This is a genomic window from Halobacteriovorax sp. RZ-2 (genome assembly GCF_043196685.1).
In the GTDB taxonomy this organism is placed as follows: Bacteria; Bdellovibrionota; Bacteriovoracia; order Bacteriovoracales; family Bacteriovoracaceae; genus Halobacteriovorax_A.
The window spans coordinates 880,328-900,481 of record NZ_JBEBMR010000001.1; the positions used below are offsets into that span (position 1 = coordinate 880,328).

The 20,154-nt window shown below is 38.1% G+C and carries 19 protein-coding genes and 1 tRNA gene; 9 read left to right on the plus strand and 11 right to left on the minus strand.

Annotated features, from left to right (window positions below; genetic code table 11):
- Positions 1 to 744, minus strand: a complete 744-nt coding sequence (locus ABMA78_RS04160) for an acyl-[acyl-carrier-protein] thioesterase (RefSeq protein WP_392857330.1) — start codon at positions 742 to 744, stop codon at positions 1 to 3.
- A 144-nt stretch (positions 745 to 888) separates the two neighbouring features.
- Between ABMA78_RS04160 and ABMA78_RS04165 the strand changes: the two genes are divergently transcribed.
- From ABMA78_RS04165 to recJ, 3 genes are all read left to right on the plus strand, one after another.
- Positions 889 to 2,238, plus strand: a complete 1,350-nt coding sequence (locus ABMA78_RS04165) for a hypothetical protein (protein WP_392857333.1) — start codon at positions 889 to 891, stop codon at positions 2,236 to 2,238.
- A 147-nt stretch (positions 2,239 to 2,385) separates the two neighbouring features.
- Positions 2,386 to 2,631 carry a hypothetical protein gene (locus ABMA78_RS04170; protein ID WP_021265840.1) on the plus strand — a complete coding sequence of 82 codons (246 nt, stop codon included), beginning with the start codon at positions 2,386 to 2,388 and terminating at the stop codon, positions 2,629 to 2,631.
- A 46-nt stretch (positions 2,632 to 2,677) separates the two neighbouring features.
- Positions 2,678 to 4,399, plus strand: a complete 1,722-nt coding sequence (gene recJ / locus ABMA78_RS04175) for a single-stranded-DNA-specific exonuclease RecJ (protein WP_392857336.1) — start codon at positions 2,678 to 2,680, stop codon at positions 4,397 to 4,399.
- 32 nt (positions 4,400 to 4,431) lie between these two features.
- On the opposite strand, the gene ABMA78_RS04180 is transcribed toward recJ, so the two are convergent.
- From ABMA78_RS04180 to rsgA, 5 genes are all read right to left on the minus strand, one after another.
- Positions 4,432 to 4,968, minus strand: a complete 537-nt coding sequence (locus ABMA78_RS04180) for a peptidylprolyl isomerase (protein ID WP_392857338.1) — start codon at positions 4,966 to 4,968, stop codon at positions 4,432 to 4,434.
- A gap of 9 nt (positions 4,969 to 4,977) precedes the next feature.
- A complete protein-coding gene (locus ABMA78_RS04185) occupies positions 4,978 to 5,721 on the minus strand; it encodes a hypothetical protein (protein WP_392857340.1) in 744 nt (247 codons plus the stop codon).
- Between the two features lie 19 nt (positions 5,722 to 5,740).
- The gene (locus ABMA78_RS04190; protein WP_392857342.1) at positions 5,741 to 6,829 is read right to left on the minus strand and encodes a hypothetical protein; all 1,089 of its coding nucleotides are present in this window, start codon (positions 6,827 to 6,829) and stop codon (positions 5,741 to 5,743) included.
- A gap of 45 nt (positions 6,830 to 6,874) precedes the next feature.
- Positions 6,875 to 7,336 carry a PilZ domain-containing protein gene (locus ABMA78_RS04195; protein WP_392857345.1) on the minus strand — a complete coding sequence of 154 codons (462 nt, stop codon included), beginning with the start codon at positions 7,334 to 7,336 and terminating at the stop codon, positions 6,875 to 6,877.
- A gap of 133 nt (positions 7,337 to 7,469) precedes the next feature.
- Positions 7,470 to 8,456, minus strand: coding sequence for a ribosome small subunit-dependent GTPase A (rsgA, locus tag ABMA78_RS04200; RefSeq protein ID WP_392857346.1), 987 nt, complete (start codon positions 8,454 to 8,456; stop codon positions 7,470 to 7,472).
- Positions 8,457 to 8,571: 115 nt separating this feature from the next.
- Here rsgA and ABMA78_RS04205 point away from each other — a divergent pair.
- From ABMA78_RS04205 to ABMA78_RS04215, 3 genes are all read left to right on the plus strand, one after another.
- A tRNA-Arg gene (locus ABMA78_RS04205) sits at positions 8,572 to 8,648 on the plus strand.
- Positions 8,649 to 8,666: 18 nt separating this feature from the next.
- Entirely contained in the window at positions 8,667 to 9,305 is a 639-nt protein-coding gene (locus ABMA78_RS04210) for a hypothetical protein (protein ID WP_392857349.1), read from the plus strand.
- Between the two features lie 82 nt (positions 9,306 to 9,387).
- A complete protein-coding gene (locus tag ABMA78_RS04215; protein WP_392857351.1) occupies positions 9,388 to 9,759 on the plus strand; it encodes a hypothetical protein in 372 nt (123 codons plus the stop codon).
- Positions 9,760 to 9,777: 18 nt separating this feature from the next.
- Here ABMA78_RS04215 and ABMA78_RS04220 read toward each other — a convergent pair whose 3' ends face one another.
- From ABMA78_RS04220 to ABMA78_RS04240, 5 genes are all read right to left on the minus strand, one after another.
- Positions 9,778 to 12,081, minus strand: a complete 2,304-nt coding sequence (locus ABMA78_RS04220; RefSeq protein ID WP_392857353.1) for a hypothetical protein — start codon at positions 12,079 to 12,081, stop codon at positions 9,778 to 9,780.
- Between the two features lie 127 nt (positions 12,082 to 12,208).
- Positions 12,209 to 12,940: a tRNA-uridine aminocarboxypropyltransferase gene (locus ABMA78_RS04225; protein WP_392857356.1), complete on the minus strand. Its 732-nt coding sequence runs from the start codon at positions 12,938 to 12,940 to the stop codon at positions 12,209 to 12,211.
- A gap of 3 nt (positions 12,941 to 12,943) precedes the next feature.
- Positions 12,944 to 13,276 carry an arsenate reductase family protein gene (locus tag ABMA78_RS04230; RefSeq protein ID WP_392857359.1) on the minus strand — a complete coding sequence of 111 codons (333 nt, stop codon included), beginning with the start codon at positions 13,274 to 13,276 and terminating at the stop codon, positions 12,944 to 12,946.
- The gene (locus tag ABMA78_RS04235; RefSeq protein WP_392857360.1) at positions 13,273 to 13,914 is read right to left on the minus strand and encodes a class I SAM-dependent methyltransferase; all 642 of its coding nucleotides are present in this window, start codon (positions 13,912 to 13,914) and stop codon (positions 13,273 to 13,275) included. The genes ABMA78_RS04230 and ABMA78_RS04235 overlap by 4 nt, the downstream gene beginning before the upstream one ends.
- Positions 13,915 to 13,926: 12 nt before the next feature.
- Positions 13,927 to 14,568 (minus strand): YkgJ family cysteine cluster protein, encoded by a 642-nt coding sequence (locus ABMA78_RS04240; protein WP_392857362.1) that lies wholly within the window; start codon positions 14,566 to 14,568, stop codon positions 13,927 to 13,929.
- 268 nt (positions 14,569 to 14,836) lie between these two features.
- Here ABMA78_RS04240 and ABMA78_RS04245 point away from each other — a divergent pair, with 268 nt between their 5' ends.
- The 3 genes from ABMA78_RS04245 to ABMA78_RS04255 are packed head-to-tail and all read left to right on the plus strand — an operon-like array spanning position 14,837 to position 20,123.
- Complete coding sequence (locus ABMA78_RS04245; protein ID WP_392857364.1) at positions 14,837 to 16,321, plus strand: TolC family protein; 1,485 nt, start codon at positions 14,837 to 14,839, stop codon at positions 16,319 to 16,321.
- The gene (locus ABMA78_RS04250; protein ID WP_392857367.1) at positions 16,318 to 19,515 is read left to right on the plus strand and encodes an efflux RND transporter permease subunit; all 3,198 of its coding nucleotides are present in this window, start codon (positions 16,318 to 16,320) and stop codon (positions 19,513 to 19,515) included. The genes ABMA78_RS04245 and ABMA78_RS04250 overlap by 4 nt, the downstream gene beginning before the upstream one ends.
- Complete coding sequence (locus ABMA78_RS04255; protein ID WP_392857369.1) at positions 19,515 to 20,123, plus strand: TetR/AcrR family transcriptional regulator; 609 nt, start codon at positions 19,515 to 19,517, stop codon at positions 20,121 to 20,123. Before ABMA78_RS04250 ends, ABMA78_RS04255 begins: the two co-directional genes overlap by 1 nt.
- Positions 20,124 to 20,154 lie beyond the last annotated feature (31 nt).

Genomic DNA, 20,154 nt, shown 5'->3' on the forward strand with positions numbered 1-20,154 from the left:
TTAGTCTGCTAAAAGCTTTGCTAAGAAACAGGTCTTGCCATCTGATTCCCTAATACCTTTATAGACAATATCGTGAGTAACCTCACCTTCCTCATTACGTGCTCGTAAGATATCAATTTTATCACCAAGGTGTGTTTCGGCCATAAAGTTAATTTCAAAGTCATTTAACTTTGCAGTTTTATGAAGCTCTATTGGAATTGAATCAAGAATCCACTGAGAATACTTCGTATTATTAACGTGCATATTTAAATCCAGATCACTATTTCGTACTGTAATGGTATTAACTTTTTCAAAGTTATCCCTCACCTCAACTTTATGAGCGATATAATCAAGATGATAATCTGTACGAGGATTAATTCTCTCCATTGGGAAATCAGGCTTTTTAACCTTTCTTGTCACACCGTCTAAAATCATCCATACAGTTGAGCAATCTCCAATCTTTTCACCATCAAGGAAAATCTCAAATTCGCGAAAGGCATACATACCTTCTGGCGGTCTCGACCACGTCTTAATCTCAATAATTTCGTTCCAATGAGGAAACCTGTCCATGCGAAGTTTTTGTCTAACTAGAACCCAAAATGATTGATCTCGAATCATATCTTCTAAACCAAAGCCCATCTCTTCGGCATGAACTGTTGCAATATCTTGCAGATAACCTAGCATTCCAAAGAGTCCAAGACGCTTGTTGATATTCACATTATTGATACTGACCTGATAAGTCTTTTGATAGATTGAATTTTTCATAGAGATATTAAAGCAAAAGCGCATTGGTTTTGGCCAGTGTCTAAAATATGAACAGTATCCATGGCATTTTTGCATGGTTTTTGGCCTTTTTCTTGGCATAGCAGTTGCATCTAATAAATTGAATCAAATTCTTGGGAGGAATTTATGAAAGCTTGTTACAAAAAGCTATTTATTATGAGTGCATTATTTCTATCGAGCACTTACGTGCAAAATGAAATGTCTATCACTGATAGCTCATATCAAAATGGCCATTACCGCGAGATAGCTGGAGAAAAGCAAGTCTCTGTAACATCTTATCAAGTCCACCAAAAAGGTATTTTTGATCTTTGGTTTGATACTGCTAAGCTATTTGGCAAGGTTGAAAATATTGTTAAAATTGAAATTAAAGACGTCGATGAAAAGCTTGTTAAAGACTTCAAAGACTTATCAAAAAGATATGAGGACCTACAAGGTAAATCTGACACTCTATCACAAGAGCTTGCAAAAAGCAGTGAAGAGATCTCTAGCCTAAAATCAAAATTAGCAAACGTACAATCATCTGATCCAGTTGATGATAATATTCGCCAAGAAAAAATTAAGGCACTCGAAGAATTAATCGAGCAAAGAACGGCCGAACTTGATACGGCAAAAGAGGCAATTTCTAAATTTGATGAAACAAGAGAAAAGCTTCAAGAGATTAGTGAGAAACTCTCAACACTAGAATTAGAGAATGAAGAATTAAAGAAAGAGAATGCGATCTTAGTTTGTGAACTGGAGAATGCAAAATCAAAAGTCGATACTGATGAAATTAAAAAGCTTCAAGAAGAACTAGCAAAGATTACGGCAGAACTTGAAGACTACAAGAATGATTCAGCTGATTTAGAAGAAAAGGAAGTTATCGCTGAAGCAGATAGCAAAGAAATTGATAAAGATAAGCTAAAAGCAAAGAAGAAAGATAAGAAAGAAGATAAAAAAGAAGACGACGAACTATCAGAAGCTGAGCTGGCCCTAGTTGAATATATCAGAGAAATGAAGGAGCAAGCTGAGTACCAACGCCAACAACAGCAAGAGGCCATGGCCATGCAACAATTTGTTAGCATGCTTACTTCTCAGTTTACGCAACCACAGGTGAATTCATACTTTGGTACATACGATGCTCTTAACCAGAGACAAGAGAGCTTCTCAAATATGGTGCGCGATTTTAGAGAGCAATCTTATATGATGCAAGATATGAATCGTCTCAATAATTGGAACTATAGTTACAATGATTACTACGGAGCGAATGCACCAATGCTGAGAGTAAGTGAATCAATGCCTTGGGGTAACTACTACACTCCAGAGCAATCAATTCAGGTACAAAATTTTGATTACTCTCGACATGGTTATAATTGGAGTAGCGATATTCCAAATCAGAACTTTAATATGGGAATCAATACTGCAAACAGTAACCCAATTCTTAATAATTACACGACTGCTTTAGACGCTACTAATAGCGCTAATATAAAGCTTTTTTAATACCCCTCCCCCCCTTTTATTTGATGACAAAGGCCGAGTTACATACTCGGCCTTTACTTTTTTTCGGTAATTATTGCCGATTTCTCTAAACTTATTCACCTATCTTTCGAAGAGGTATGTACTACATCTAAAGGAATTAAGGTTAGAATGATGAAAGAAATTAATATGGAAGTTGCTAAAAAAAGAATTATTAAAAAGTGTCATGTTTGTGGCCACGTGCACGATACGGCAACAGAAGTTCAAAAATGCCAAAGCTGCAAGAAATCATTCTTACCAACAAAATACTTTGATAAGGTCCACGCAAAGAACTCTTCTGACTTTAAGCTACTGTTTTCAGATGTTAACGAGCTGCACGAAGAAGATATTATTAAGGGTATTACCGTACTTTGGTAAGACTTTATTAATTCTCGATCAAGTTCCAACGTGATATCGTTCTCTAATGGAGAACACAACACACGCAACTCAGAATTTTAATTTACATCCAGTCGTTCAAAGACTCTTTCACAAAAGAGGAATGGGCGTTGAAGAAATCCAAGAGTTTCTTTCTTGGGATCTAAAAGCATTGCCAAATTTTGGTGAGCTCATCGATATTGATATTGCCGCAGATGAAATCATCAAGGCCATCGATAATAATGAAAAGATCGCTATCTATGGAGACTACGATGTAGATGGAACGACGTCTTGTGCTCTCTTCTACCAATTCTTTCAAAAGCTAAATTTAGAAGTTGATCTTATTCAACCTTCTCGCTTTGTCGAAGGATATGGCCTTCACAATTGTTCAATTGATCGTGCTATTGAAGAAGGCATTGATCTAATGATTACAGTTGACTGTGGTATTTCAAATGTTGAAGCTGCAGCTTATGCAAAAGAGAAAGGCCTAAAGCTTATTATCACAGACCACCATAAGGATGGACGTGAGACGATGCCAGAAGCGGTTGCCGTAGTTAACCCTTCTCGTCGCGATGAGCCTGTTGACTCTGAAATGAAACCTCTTGCAGGTGTTGGAGTTGCCTTTGCTATTTGTGTGGAAATTAGAAAGAAATTATTAGCGCGTGGACAAGAGATTCCATCTGTTTACGATCTCCTTCAATATGTCGCCATTGGTACAATTTGTGACCTTGCACCACTTAGTCCTATGAACTTAAAACTCGTTCGTCATGGAATGAGACTGATTAAGAATACCCAATATGAAGGGATTAAGGCCTTCTTTGACCCTACAGATCGTGGAAAAGATATTATTCCAAGTGAGAAATTATCTTTTAATGTTGGGCCACTAATTAACTCAAAAGGTCGACTTGACCACCCTGAGGTGGCACTAAAACTTCTCATCTCTAAAGATTATAACGAAGCTCGTGAATACTACCACCAGCTTGTTAACTGTAATACTGAACGCAAGGCCATTCAAAGAGAAGTTTTTGAAGAGGCCAAAGAACAAGTCATTGATGAACTTAAAAGAGATGGTGAGTTAGATATTGCTATTGTCTATGCTCCACACTTTCATGAGGGTGTAATTGGTATTGTCGCTTCAAAACTTGTTGAAACTTTTAAAGTTCCGGCCATCGTATTTAGTGACGCTGAGGACGAAGGTGTAATTAAGGCATCTGCTAGATCTGCAGGCGAGCTTGATATTTATAAACTCCTAGATGAGCACCGTGAACTTTTCTTAAAGTTTGGTGGCCACAAGGCTGCGGCCGGTCTTTCAATGCCAGTTGAAAACCTTGAGACATTCAAGGCCTCAATGAATGAAAAGCTTCAGGCCATTCCATTAATTGAAAGAACTGTGCAAGATTTCTATGATCTTGAAATCACACCAGATGAAATTGATCCAAATCTTCTTAGAGGACTTGATGCTCTTGAACCTTTTGGAATGGGTAATGCGAAGCCTATCTTTAAATTAAAAGGTGCAAAACTTAAGAGCTTTGATCTTTTAAAAGATGTTCACGTAAGATGGAATTTTACTTCGATGACAAATCAGAAAATTAATCTGAAAGGGATTAGTTTTAACTATATGTCTAAGTGGGGAGCGCTTACACCAAATGAAATCTTTGAGCGCCAAAATGATCCAAGTGTTGAAATGGATGTTTTCTTCACGCTTGCTCTAAACTACTTCAATGGAAATAAGTATATTCAACTCATGGTTGAAAGAGTGGACCTTAACTAAGGTCCACTTTAGATTATTTCTTATCTTTCGAATTATCTTTCAATCGTCACTTTTTCCATAACGATGTCGTGCATTGGACGATCGTGCATTCCAGTGCGAACTTCACCGATCTTCTCAACAACATCCATACCTTCAATAACTTTACCAAAAACAGTGTGGCGTCCATCTAAGTGTGGTGTTGCACCAAGAGTGATAAAGAATTGAGATCCATTTGTTCCTGGCCCAGCATTTGCCATTGAAAGAATCCCTGCACCGTCGTGACGAAGATCTGGACGACACTCATCTTCAAATTTATAACCTGGTCCACCCATTCCTGTTCCATCAGGGCATCCACCTTGAATAACAAAACCAGCAATAACTCTGTGAAAAATTAAACCATCGTAGTATGGCCCTTCTTTCGCTGGAGTCTTTTGTCTACCTTCAATAAGGTTGGCAAAATTCCATACTGTTTCTGGACATTCTTTTGCATAAAGTTCTACTTTGAAATTCCCCATATTTGTTTCAAAGTTTGCGTATAGGCGATCTAGATCCTCTTTGTGGGCATCTTTCTTAGTTCCAAAACCGAACATAATTACTCCTTAATAATTGATATATTTAAAGCGTCCCTTTATAAAGTCTGGGCGTTTTTTATGAGAATAGACACGACGTCTTTTTACACCTGAGCTTAGATATTGATCTAAGTAGAAATTCTCTTCTGAAGACAACTCTCCTTTAGGTGTATAATAAGTTAAATAGCGATAGTCGACAAAGTAAGCACCTTCAAAATTAACACTGGCCTCTTTAAGCGCAGCTTTTACTTCATTGTCTTTAAGACATAGAGAAACAAATACAGGCCTTCCTTCTAGCATTGATTGTGAAGACATGAGTTTCTTCAGTTGGGCCATATTATCGCGGTAGCTATCAAACCAAATGATATTAACTTGCGAAAACTTTGGTTGTTTTAAATAACCACCAGTGGCGGTAACAAAGTCGTTAGCACTAAAGAAGATTTGCTCAACTTCTTTTAAAGTTGGACTTCTCTCCATATTTTGAGCACGCTCTAAGTACAAGCGATTAAAAGCAAATTGAATTTGAGAAGCACTTTGGTGATCAATTGAGAAGCTATCCATAAGGTTTAAAATATTCAAATACCTCATGTCACTTGTGCGTTTACACTGCCCTTCACCTGAGAAATTTCTCCACTCAGGAAGAATTGGAAGCATATAAACAGCGGCACCAGAATCGCGGTAGTACTCATCTGTTTGCACTCTTTTGTACTCGCGATCAACGGCCGTCGTACAAGAAAGAAGTGCTAATATGAATACGATATAAAGTAGTCTCAATATAAAACCTAGTTTTCAATTATTGCTTAGAAAAATATTTTAACATATTTTCTTTAATTTCTTCTAACGCCATCTCATGAAGAGAATAGAATCCCTCTTCATCACTCGTTAGACCTTTTACCTTACTAGACTCAACACTCACGCCTTGATCGACGCAAATACGGTCGCAGGCAAGAGTTTTAAGCTGTTCAGCACCACCCAGTAGATCACTTCCCTCGATCGTTACAAATAAACCTTTACGATCTAAGAGCTTATCGACAGATGAAACAACAGCGCTGTTATAAATCATAAGCCTTGGCTTCGGCTCAGCAGGCGTCGGAGTCTTTGCCTTAATATGTGGCTCAAGAGCTCTCCACTGCATAATCTTTTCTTCGAATTCTCTTTTCTCATCGTCAAATTGCTGGCGATCCTTCGCTAAAAGGTCACTAAATTGAGAAATTTCATCTTTATATTCTTTAACTTGTGCTGAAGTTAGGTTTCCAAATGGAACTTCTTCAGAAGTGATAATCTGTAGGGTCTTAGTTAGATCTTCAAGATAGTCTTCTTTTATTAAACTTAGAAGCTTAAGGTTTTCAACTCCTGTTCCTACTAAGCACAGGTTTCTCGCGGCCTTAATAGCAGAAAGAGATGCTTCGTGCTCACTGTGATAAGTGATTCTTTCATCATCAGCAAGAGCAAGTTCATTTAAAGCATGAACTTGAGCGGCACCCATTGGGTTTGCCATCGTTAATTCGTTTGAATAGCAAATGAAGTCAAAGTCCTCAAAAGACTCAATTGAATTCTTAAGGGAATCAAGAACATCCTTACCAAGCTTTTCAAAGATCTCAGGGTTCTCTAGTTTTTGGCGCTCAATTTCAGGTGTTGCATCTACCTTAAACACAACACGAAAAGTATCGGCCACGCGAGAGCGATTTTCTAAAACAGAAGATGGTGCAAGGAAGCGTTTATGAACACGAATTACCTCCACATTACGATGGGCAATTTCTCGAAATCCCTCAAGGGATTCACTTGGAATTTGACCAATAATCTTAACGTGGACACCTAAGTCTTCAAAAAAACGATAAGCGGCAAGGGCCTGCTTATCACTACCTAAAATCGCGATTTTCATGGCCCGATCTTATAAGCTTAAAGGCTTAATGACAATTAGATACCATTAAATAAAAAGAGATTTCATCTCTCCATTATCCACTACTGAGTACTCAGAGAATGTATAAATGAAGTTGATAAATTGCTCCATGGCCTTGAATGAGTGCATCGACTTATCGAACTCACAACCATATTGCATATAAGTGACACCGTCGGCACCTTCAACTAGTGCACTGTGACGAATATTAACGATAACAGGGATATATGATCCTTTTGTGAAGTAGAATTTAAGCTTTAGCTCATCCCCTTCCTTAAGCTTTGCATCTGTCTTATCTGTCCACGGAACATTAAATGATAGTCCATCGTGAGAGATATCAACCATATTGATTGCATAAGAATATCCATCTGACTCAATTACCGAGTAAGCTCCCATAAAGTTATTAAAGCAAATACGCTCAAAGCTTCTACGCTTCTTCTCGATATTCTCTTCTCTCTTTGCTTGGAAGTTAATTACTTTGTTATCAGACATTATTACCCCTTATTACAGATATTTTAGCTGTCTGACTTATCGTCAAAAGAGCAGAAATCATGAGGTAAATAAGAGATAAATCTCGCGCTAGGCAAGAAGGTCCAAATGTTAAAAACTAAATAAAATTGAACACTTAGCGGTATTTCTTCTTTTTCTGCCAAAATGGCGTCGAAGAAATTTCAGAGTGAATAAGCTGATAGCTTTCAAGCCTTGAGTGAACCATGAGCCCCTCTTCAGTCTCTGGATCGTATTCCTCAGAATAGAAGGCACAACCTCGGTTCTCTGGCTCGTGGTTACAATTTGAAAATTGGCAGTGGCGAGCAATCTCTTCAAGATCAGGAAAAAGCTCCAACAAGTCGTCTGGATCAATATCATCAAGAGAGAACGAACGAATTCCTGGAGAATCAATAAGATAGAAGTCACCAAGATCGACAATTTCTGACCAAGTTGTCGTATGTGAACCTTTACCTACTTTTCCAACCTGCTTCGTCTTAAGCTCGACTTCTCCCTCTGAGAGACATGAAATCGTTTGCGACTTTCCTACCCCAGACTGGCCAACGAAAAGAGCTGTCTTCCCCTTAAGGGCCTCTCTGAACTCACTCATTCCACCCTTTAGGTATTGAGTCTCGTAATCTTTATCCAGAGCGCAGATCTCAAAATACTTAACCCCTAGCTCTTTAAGGCGTAGAACTTCGTATTGAATATCAAATTCATCAGGATCGTATTGATCCATTTTATTGAAAACAACAATGGGTTCCACTCCCCACTGGAAGGCACGCACAAGAAAGCGATCAATAATCCCACGCTTAAACCTAGGCCTTGCAGCTGATGAGAGGATCACAAGGTAGTCACAATTAGCGGCCGTTACCTTGCGTTTTGAAGTTCTCACTAGAATTCGAAAGATTTCATTGTGGCGAGGCATGGCCTCCTTGATGATAAATTCCCCTGTTTCAGCTATCGTATCTAAATAAACATTATCGCCAACGACCAGAGTTTCCCCCTTCTTAAGAAGATTCCCAAGCGCCGTAGCCTTGACTACTTCCTTAGTTTCGTCGATGAGGCAATCGAAGTCGCGTTGGTGCGAGCGAATAATTTTAGCTTTTAGTACGTTATCTGACATAGAATTCCACTGTGTAAACTTTCTATAAACTTTACCATCTCTTCAACATTTTTACATCTTATATTGACAAATGTGGCGTGTGCCATTATTTTAACTGAACACAAAGTCCAAGTACGCACTCGTAGCTCAGCTGGATAGAGCATCCGCCTTCTAAGCGGACGGTCTCAGGTTCGAATCCTGACGAGTGCGCCATTTTCTCAACGACTTTCTATGAAACAACAATCTCTTAAATTTACAATTATCGTGGGCAGCTTCTGGATGCTTATCATGGGTATTATAAACCTTGTGTTTAAGCCTTATGGAATTGATTATAATTCAGGCTGGGCCCCGACATCAGCTTTCTTCATTGCCAGTGCTCTGATCTTTAATTACATCACAAGTTCAATAAAAATATCTAAAGAGCATATAAGGTCTTACTTAGCTGTGTGTATCACCTTTTTAGCAATGGCCGTTTCAATTAATTACTTATTTCCTATTTCATTGATTAAGAAATTTGAAATTATTAATTCAGAAATTCTCTTTCCACTTTTTAATTGGAATGTTTTTATTTCGAAGTCTGCGGATATTATCTTTCAACAGCTACTAATTAATATTTTAATTGAACACTATCTGAAAATTTATAACCGAAGAGATAGTGTGAAATACTTTGGGATTTTTTTCGCTATCATTCACTTTCCTCTATTTTATATTTTTGGAATGAATGCCCTTTACTTCATCCTGCCATCAATTGCAGGAGGACTGCTCTTTGCTTACCTCATTTCTTATTTCTATCGTGGCTACCTTCTATCCCTTGGTTTTCACTTCGCATTTTATTTAGCCTTAGGTCTATTTTTAAGATATTTAAATTAATTTAATCGTCTAAACTATTTAATTTACTTAAATAAAACTTTGACAGTTAAAGGAATTTTCATGAGCTGACGATAAGTAGGACATGAAACGAATCACTCTAGCGCTACTTTCAATTTCCTTCCTGGCCTCGTGCTCACCTAGCTATCACGTAGCATATGATGTGGATACATGTGTGAAGGAAGTGGATAATCGCTATGCCGGGACAAACCGTTCCCCAAGTTCAATCTACAGAGTTGATGACGTGACAATAAATCAAAAGAGCAAAGAGCCAGAGATCAAGGTAAGCTCGTGGTCTCACTCCCAATGGTTTTACCAAGGTAAGAAACCACACTACTTTTTCAAAGATACAAAATTATTTTCTTATCAGGAAGTTGATTGTCCAAAGAGATTCGGTGAAGAATATCGTAAGAAGAATCTTGGTATAGATAAGCGAATCAAAAAGATCGACCTGTAGTCGACCTTTTTAAAATCCTTATTCAATTCGTTTTAATAATCTATCGTATGCTGTTTTCTTATAACGAACAGAGATTGCTTTCCAAATATCAACATTTGAATCTTCAATAATCTCACCTTCGCCTTCTTCATCCATTGCTGCAACAGCATCTGCATTTGCTGCAAATTCTGAATTCTTTTGAAGCGCGTATTGATCAGCACCACTCTCACCAAAGTCAAACTTAAATCCACCATTCTTAGCACCAGATGCATCAAGACCTTCTCCACCTTTAGCATCAACAGCTAGGCCATCTTGTAATTCCTCTTCATCTTCATTCTCATCAAAGCTTGAACCTTGATTTGGTTGAGAAAGATATGGCAGAGCTGACATAAGTCCACTTGAACCACCAGCTCTCTTGTTTAAGTTTCCAAACTTCCTACCAAATGAAGCAAGTAAACTCTTAGCTACAGGTTTCTTCTTATTTGCCTTTTGTGCGCGCTCAAGTGTTTTCTTCATAACAGCATTTGCTTTCTTATTAAGAGCATTAGCAGATGAACCAAGAGCATCGAATGCCTCTTGCGTTGTTGGTGAAACAGAAGTTGTATCTTGAATACCATTAGCTGCATTAACAAGTGATCCCACTAAACTATCTGGCATCTTAAATCCAGCAGCGTTTAATTTATCAGTTCCACTTACAATATACTTCTTCGCATTTGGACACGCTTTAGAACCATTATTTGTCGCAATCTTAGGAAGGCCACCAATACACTCAAACTTCTCACCAATTTGTTGAGGCGTATAAGCACTTAACATTGTCGTCTTCTTCTGCATTGTTTTTGCTTGGGCACTTGTTACAGAATCAGCAGATCTAAACTTCGCTAAAATTGCATCAATCTTATCGATATTTTTTTGAATCGCATCTGCTTCCTTATCCATTGCTTTCGATGAAGCTAAAGAAGTCCCACTCATTGCAAGCCATAGAGTTCCTCTTTTCATACTTGAAAGCATAAACGTATCCATTGCTGTTCCAACAGGTAGTTTATAAGCAGCAATCAATCCACCAAGGGCGCCTATAAGGCTTCCATAACCAGCGTGAGCTTTATTAATAAGCAGTTTAAGAATAGATGCATAGAAACCAGCTTTAGTACTTGGTTTTATTTCTGATACCTTATCAATCCCTTTCGATTGACCTGAATTTTTTACTGTTTCTTTTGTATGCATTAAACATGCAGACTCAAGAGTTGCCTTCGTACCAACAAGTGCTCCATTAGCTGTTTGAATTGTTGCATAGGCAGCTTTTAACTTAACAAGAAGTGCTGCAGCAGCTGCGGCGCCAGGCCCTGTTGCAGCGGCTGCTTTAGCAGTAGCCTTAATCTTAGCTTCACACTCTTTTATTTGAGTAGCGGCGTAAGTATCTCCACCTAAAGTACATGTTTGTTTACTTGATTCTTTCGTCGTAATCAGCTCCGTTAAGAGAGTATATTGAGTAGCTGATTCTCCTGGCTGTAATTTTAAAGCCTCAATACTTTCGGTTGTTACTGCAGTAGCCTCACATGCTACCATTGGAGCTTTAGCACCTGCCGCCGTTGAATTGAAACACGCGGCTGCACCACCTTCTAGGGCCATAATTGTTTTCGCTCTAGCGTTTACGGCCGCAGCACATGCTTGTGCCTGAATTTGCTCGCCATTGCCTTGAACAAATGCGATCCCAGAAGCTACAGCAAATGCCGCGGCAGCTGCCTTTTGATATTTTGACTTATCTTCGGCCGTTCCTTTAATTTCTTCTAGAGCAGCTTTTTCTTCTTCAAGCATCTGCTTTTGAGAAACATCAATTTGCCCGTCTTCATCAAGACCTTCATATTCAATTCGATCCTTACGATCTTTAAGTGACTCGTTTTGCTTAAAGGCACTCATCACTTCATTTAGTAATAAGATACCTGCACCTAGAGCTGCTGCATATACGTCATAAGGCTTACTTGGTTTAAAGAAAAGCCAGATCTTTGCAACTAAGAAAGCAATTGTAAGCATAATAAGAGGTGCAAAAAGTTGATTACTGAAGATTCCAAGTAGTCCCCCTCCACCTTCTTCCTTAGTGTAGGTCCCACTATTTTGCTGACGCTTACGGGCCATACTATCGCTATCAGATTCTTGAGCATTCTTTAACTTGAATGAGCCATCCCCTGACATCGAACGATCTTCTTTAGGAAGTGTACTTTGTGCCATGGCCTGCTGGCCTGTGATATTAAAACGCGCTTGCTCGATATTGATGGCAATATTGAGGTTGATCATCGTGAAGATGATGGTCGCCGTTAATAATTTATTGAGTACGTTTAAGCTTCTCATAAGAATCCCTCTTTAATAATTTATATTTTATTATAGGGCCTTAAGAGTTCCTAAAAAAGCCGGAACTTAAGTGCATTCTCTTTAATATTAAACACTTAGCTATATCTATTGATGCCAAAAAAATGGGTTATTTGAGAATAAAAGAGCGGTTTTTCTTCTCTCTTACCAGAGCGACTCTCTGCTTATCCATTTTTCGTCCACGATATGTCGGAACATTGGGATCTGAGGCGATATCGATTTGTTTTTGAACCATGGCCTTAAACGCATCAATCATCGAATCTTCATTGCCATCGAGATCTTCAACTCCATATTTCCCGAGTTCTTTGATTAACACATGAACAGACTCAACAGTTGAAAGGGCCTGCTTATGAGGTTGGTGCTTAATGAGAAACGCTGATTCCTTGTCAGATGAAAATGAAATTCGAGGAAGTTCGTTAATATTTGTCGATAACTTCATCATCTTCTTAGCACACGGCCAAGTTCCATCAATGACAAAAATCAAAGGGACTTTATTCTTTAGTAATTCCACTTCGTCACTTGAAGGAGCAGAAATATTAAGTGCGTCTTCACCTGGGTAAAGAACCATTGGATAGTATCTTTCATCATTTAAAAGATCATTTACCTTCTTATCATTAGTAAAATCAATTCCCATGATTAATTCACTATTTGCTAATCCAGTATGAGTAATTCGACCTGTTCCGAGTTTCTCTTTCTTCGCTTCCATTGGATGAATCAGAATCACAATCTTTGAACGAATTTGAGAAGTCTTAATTAGGCTGCATACACAAAGTGTTTTGGGCCTAGAGCAGCCCATACACTTTATGCGATATGAATTTGTATCTTTTAAATCTTTAAGCATAAATTAGAATAACTGATCCCACTCTTCTTGTGTGAATCCTCTAAGAGTTTTCTTACCTTTTTCAAGAATAGGTCTTTTGATTGCAGATGAGTTTTCAATTAAAAGAGAAATTTGTTTTGCTTTTGTAGCACCTTCAAATTCTTCTTTAATCTTTCTAAAAGTTGGACCGCGCTTATTTGCAGGAAGCTCACCAAACGCCTCATCCCATCTCTTTAGATCATCTTTTGTTGGAGGTGTTTTCTTATAATCAATGAACTCATAAGTTGCACCTTTTGCTTCAAGGTACTTAAGAGCTTTTTTTACAGTATCACAATTTTTAATTCCGTAAATTTTCATGATAAATCCTTTTTTAAAATAACAACTTGGCGACTCAAGATCTCTAAGCTCGCCCCTAGTTCCTTAGCAATATAGCTAAAGACTGCTTCGTTGTAAAAACCTACATGAGTCTCATCACGCAGATACCACCAGTTTGAAAACTTCTCTTTATCTTCAGGGATAAAGTAAGTCATCACTCCGAGGTGTCCACCAGGTTTCACGAGATCCCAGCACTTCTTAATATCTTTTGCTGGTTCGTAGAAATGTTCCCAAACTTCTGTTGAAGTAACAAAGTCGTACTGCTTTTCTAATAACTCAGGTTTGTTGGCGTAATAAATATCGTAGTCTTCAACATGATGACCACGCTTCTTCATTTCTTTAGAAATTGTAGGCCCTGGGCCACAACCAAAATCTAGGCCATAACTATTTTCAGATAGTCTTTCACTCAACGGTAAAATAAGTCGATTTAAGAAATCAACGTATCCCTGATCTTCACTATTATTCTCATGAGTATCATAGCGAGATTTTTCAATATCACTTGAAAGTAATTTAGTGCGATCCTTAAAAACATAAGAGCAGTTCTTACATTCAAAGTAGTCACTACCTAAAGTATTGGCATACAGATGAATTGAGTTACTATGACATAATGGACAGTGCATGAAGTATTTTTATTACATCGCACTACTAATGAAAAGCTCTTTTAGCCTTTTAAAGCTATTCTTTTTGAAGTTCTTCTTCATTGATTTAGATAATTTTTGTTCCCCTAATTTATTTAGAGACTCGACAAGCATTAAAGGTAATGCCCCACCCTTAGAGCTTAGATTAAAGGCGGCCATTGTCACAAAGTCGGCCTTACTTGTTTTTAATATTCTAATGGTCTTGTACTCACCATTTGACGTATCACAATGTCTAGCATCACTTACAACATAATTTGAACGACAAACACTTGGACGGTCAGAATAAACTCGACATGCACCCTTATCATCTAAGAAGACACAGCCTCTTTGTTCATATGGAATTGCAAACCATGCAGCAGAGTCATTACCAGCAGCAAATTGTGTTGCCAATGAATCGATATCAATCCTTATTCCATCTTCTAAGATACGAGTTGCCAAAAGCTCCGCCTCGTCTTGATTTACCGACACCTGAGTATGGCAGCAGGCCGAACACCCTTTGCGACATGAAATCATGGATTCAGCAGTAGGATCTGACTTAGCTTCATTAGTAAATTGATCAACTAGTTCATGAGATAGTTGTGCCCTTTCAACAGGATTTGCCCTTTTCTGAAGACGATTGTAGAGAGCAAGATACAACTCTCTAAACTCATTTAATTGTGAGTATTTCTTAAAAGTTTCAAGTGCTCTTTGTGGATAATTCAGCTCGACCTCCGGTCACGGCTTACTCTCAAATACCATTATATCTCACTCTCAAACTATATCTTGGCGATAGGCAACAATGTTCATTTATAAAGAGAAACCGTTCGGCCATAAAAATGTTTGGCACATAAACCAAACTGTAGTAAATTTCAAACAAGCGTTTGAATCAAACAATCGTTTGAACATATAAGGGAGTAATTTAATTATGAACAAGTACTTACGCCACGGACTTAAATTCTCTGTCCTCATGGTACTAATCACTGGCACTTCGTATAGTTGGGCCAATTCCCTTCCCGTCATGCTCAATGAAGATCAACTCATTCAGTGGGCCGAGGAAGAAAACTTTAACCAGTTAAGAATCTCTTTAGAGGAGCTTGCTAAGAAGCAAGAAAGAGCAATGTATGATGAAAACTTTGGTTTCAAATTAGATGCTCAAGCTAATTACCAAGAAACCAAAGAGAAATCTTTTGCACAATTCATTCCTGTAACCTCCCCTCTAGCAGACTTCCAAATGAAATTAAGTAAGAATTCTAAATACGGACTTTCTTACGGAGTCATGGTTAATTCAAACCAGTACTCAAATAATTTCGTTAAGGATGGAACGACTTCTTCTGCTGGGGCCTTTCTAGCTCTAGATATCTACAAAGACTTCCTTGGTTCGACTTCAAGAGCACAGGATGCAAGCCTTATGGTGCAAGAAGAAATTGCTAAGAGACAAAGAACTATTTCTTCTCATGCCTTTGTTCAAGAAGTAAGAAAGCTATATTGGAAGATCGTTGCTAATAATGAATCGACTAAGATTGCCAAGGCCCTTTTAAAAACAACAAAGGAGCTACAAAAAGATACAAGAAAGCGTTACCGCAGCAATATTGCAGACAAGGGTGATCTTTCACGTATTAGCTCTCAAGTAGAGGCCAGAAATGGGCAGCTTTATCTTTTAGAATTTGAAAGAAATGAGCTTTTAAAAACACTAAAGTCTCTGTTCCCACAAAAGCTTGGTGGAAAAACTGTTCAACTAGCAGCGTATAACCTCGATCGTACAGTTGATGATGTAATGGGATGCACACAAACAATTGCACAACACTCATCATCACTACCACTTGAGTACACAGAATATGATGAAGTATTAGGACTTCTTCAAAAAGACTTAGAGCTTTCTCAAAAAGTTAATAATAACTATGATAAGTCGGATCTAAAACTAACAACTCAATTCGAAGTTGTTGGAAAAGAGTATAGCTATTCAAACAGCTTCCAAGAGCTGACTGATAATGGAGACAATCGCTTCTCAGTTGGTATTCAATGGACAATGCCGATTGGTGGAGAAAAAGATAAGACTAGAGAGATCCAAGACCAGATCATCAAACGTCAAAATCTTGCACAAGCTCAAGAAGTAAAAGGTAAGCTTGATGCCTTCCATGCCCAAACTCTTAGATCAGTTCTAACTCTACAAAATGTTATTAGAGCACAAAAGAGAAACGAAGTTCATTTAAGAGATACTTTAAAAGATTCAAAGAGAAAATTTAAACAAGCACGTGTGACGTCACAAGACCTACTTATTGATGAGAACCAGCTTCTAAACTCAAATCTTGATGAAATCAGCACAAAGTATCAAGTAATAGAAACTATTATTAATTACTTCACAGTTTTTAACCAAACACCGTGTAAGTTAAATAGAAGAGCGAAACTATGAATCAATTATCGAAATTCTTTATAGAGAATCATAAGTTTACAATTGTTGTAACGTTTTTCCTTTTAATCTATGGATTAATGGGACTTAATAAAATGACGTCTGAGTCATACCCTACCGTTTCATTTGCAACAGCTGTTGTAACAACTGTATACGACGGTGCTTCGGCAAATGATATCGAGATTAAAATTACCAAGCCAATAGAAGATGAAATTAGAACTGTTTCAGGTGTGAAAGATGTTAAGTCAACTTCACAAGCAGGGCTTTCAAAAATTATCATTCGTGTCGATATGGATAATGTCGACAGTGTTGATGATGTTATGAGTGATCTTCAAAAAGCAGTTGACCGAGTATCAGATCTTCCACAAGACCTTCAAGATGCTCCACTTTTCCAAGAGATTAACTCGGATGAAATTCCAGTATATCAAATTGCACTAGTTGGCCCTAATACGATTCGTGAAAGAGATGAAGTTGCAGATATCTTAAAAGAAGATATTGAAGACATTAAGGCCGTAAAAGGTGTTACTCTTGATGGTTTTGCTAAGAGAAAGTTTGAGATTATTCTCGATTTACAAAAACTTGAAAGACAGCATATTGGTATTGACGAGGTATTAAATAAGCTACGCCTTAGAAATGTAAACGTTCCTGGTGGAACTTTAAAAACTGTTGATGATCAAAAGCTTGTTCGTATTGAAGCGAAAGTTAGAGATGTTCAAGAACTTAAGAATATTCTAATCCGTTCAAACTTTTCAGGAGCTAATATCTTCCTAGAAGACGTTGCTCAAGTAATTGATGGGAAAGAAGAGAAGAAAGTCATCACATCATATAATGGTGAAGAAGCAACACTCATTACGATCTCTAAAAAATCAGGTGAAGACACTATTGCCATGGTTGAAGAGATTAAAGCTCACATGGAGAAGTTTGAAAAACGTTATCCAGAGTATAAATTCTACGTCTACAATAACGAAGAACTTAAAGTTGTTAACAAACTAGAAGTCCTAGCTTCAAACGCTGTATCAGGACTACTTCTTGTTATTTTCTTCTTATTCATCTTCCTACCAGGACGTATTGGACTACTTGCTAGTATGTCGCTACCACTTGCAGTATTTGGAACACTTGGTTTCATGCCAGACTATGGACTTACACTGAATGCCATGACTGTTCTAGCTCTTGTAATTGCGCTAGGTATGCTTGTTGATAATAGTGTTGTTATCAGTGAGAACTTCACACGTCTAATGAATGAAGAAGGATATAGTGCAAAAGAAGCTGCCCTTTCAAGTGTTAAGTCTCTGTGGCTTCCAATTACTGGTACGGCAATGACGACAATTGCGGCCTTTATTCCGATGCTTGTAACAAAAGGAATCATGGGGCAATTCATCATGGCCATTCCTATTATTGTGACAATGTCCCTTATTCTTTCTCTAGTTGAATCATTCTTCCTATTACCAATGAGACTTGCAAAGTACTCAGGTTCAGCGAAGAAAACTGGAGCAGAGAAGAAGGCCGATTGGTTTACAAAATTTCAAACGAAGTTTGAATCTCTTATGAGAGTTGCGATTAGACATCGTTATATCTCTGCATTTTTCTTCACAAGTATTATCATTGGTTCTCTTGTTTTCATGGCCGTTGGTAATAAGTTCATCCTCTTCCCAGCTGACCAAACAGAAATCTATCTTTCTCGTTTTGAAGCAAAGAGAGGAACACCAGTTGAGATGACAGAAGAGTATATGCTTGAAGTAAGTCGCAAGATCAAAGAAAAGATTGGAGACCAAGCTAAGCATATCGTAGGATTTGCCGGAAAGGCCGCCATTGGTTTCTCTGACCCTAAAGACAAAGAAGGTAATAACGTTGGCCTTCTATTCATTTACGTAAACGATTACGCTAAGTTTAATATTGCTGAAACGCAAATGCTTAAGAAGCTACGTGAGATTAAAATCCCAGAGCTTAAGTCGTTAACATTCGAATCTCAAGTTAACGGCCCGCCTGTTGGTGAAGATATTCAAGGTACTTTTAGAGCAAATAGCTTTGATCAGCTTGATGCTATTATCGGAGAGATTTCAGCAGAGCTTGGAAAGATCGATGGTATTCTCGATCTTAAGACAGACGATGTTTATGGAGACGAAGAAGTTTACGTTGATATCGACTACGTTCGTGCAGATCAATTAGGTGTTTCAGCATCACAAATTGGTACGGCCATTAGGGCAGCTATTGCAGGTAGTATTGCAAGTACAGTGACACTAGATAATAAGGACGTTGACCTAGAAGTGCGTTTTAAGAAAGCACTAAGAGGAAAGCCAAATGATATCCTTAATATTCAAGTCATGGATAATCGTGGAAACCTTATTCCATTGAAGTCACTTGCTAAGATTCGTAAAGAAAATGGGACACCAAATGTAAAACGTTATGACTTCAAAAGGTCTAAAACATTAATTGGTTCTGTTGATAATATTAACGCTACATCTGCCATGGCCAACTTTAAGCTTAAGCAAATCTTTGACAAGGTATCTTCTAAGTACCCAGGTGTTTCACTTCGTTTTGGTGGGGCCGCAGAGAGTACGAAAGAGTCTCTTGAATCACTAGCACAAGCAGGGGTCCTAGCGGTTATTGCAATCTTTGCAATTCTCGTATTCCTATTTAAGAGTTTTCTACGTCCAATGATTATTATGATGACAATTCCTCTTGGGTTCATCGGTTTCTCAATTGCCTTTGCAACACCGATTCTAAGTGGTTATCCAGATCGTTCACGTCCGATCAGCTTCCTTGCCCTAATTGGGATTATTGGTCTAGCTGGTATCATCGTAAACTCTGGTATTGTCCTTATCAGCTTCATTGATGAGCTTAGAGCAGAAGGGAAACTTAGTTTAAATGAGATCCTTGTAAAAGCTTCAGGACTAAGGCTAAGAGCCGTACTTGTAACATCTCTTACAACAGTATCAGGACTTCTACCTACTGCTTACGGAATTGGTGGATCAGATGCCATGCTTGTTCCAATGACAATGTCGATGGCCTGGGGCCTTACATCAGGGACAATAATGACTCTGATCTTTATTCCTTGTGCCTATGCGATTATCGAGGATTTCGTTGAGTTCACAGATAAGATTGCAAATAAAATCTTTAAAAGAGATGCTGCTAGTGCTTCAAATAATGAAGATGAAGCACCTACTGAGATCGTGGAAACGAAAGAGGTAGAAGCATAATGAGCAAAACAACAAGAGATTTAATATTAGCAACTGCGAGTCGGCTATTTGCCGACCGCGGTTATGATAATACCTCAATTCGTGACATCGCCAAGGAAGCAGATGCGAATGTTTCGGCCATCAATTACCACTTTAAGTCGAAGGCCGGGCTTTATGCAGAAGTATTAAATGAAAATGTTTTACGTATGCGTGAAAAGTTAGACGAGATTAAAGGTAAGATTACTTCAACAGAAGACCTGGCCATTGAAATCTACAAGTACTTCATGGATGAAAGTAATACCTTCTTTAATTCCATGAAACTCTTTCTTATGAATACACTACCGCTCGATGAAGCAATTATGCCTCCAACGTGTCTTGAGGAACCAATGGGCCCTCCTGGGACGCATGTTTTAATGGAGCTCATTCAGAAAGAAATTGATTACACTGGTGATGAAGAGAAGCTTATTTGGGCCGCCAGAAATATCATGCATAATATCATTATTATTTCTCTTGTTGCCCAGTCTTCTTTTATAAAACTCATGAAAGAAAAGGTTTGCAACTTCTCTGAAGAGGAAAAAATTGAGTCTATCAAAAGAAATGTTCGTTCAACTTTAAATTTTATTAGATAAAACCGATCAGACACATAGAAGGAATATTTTC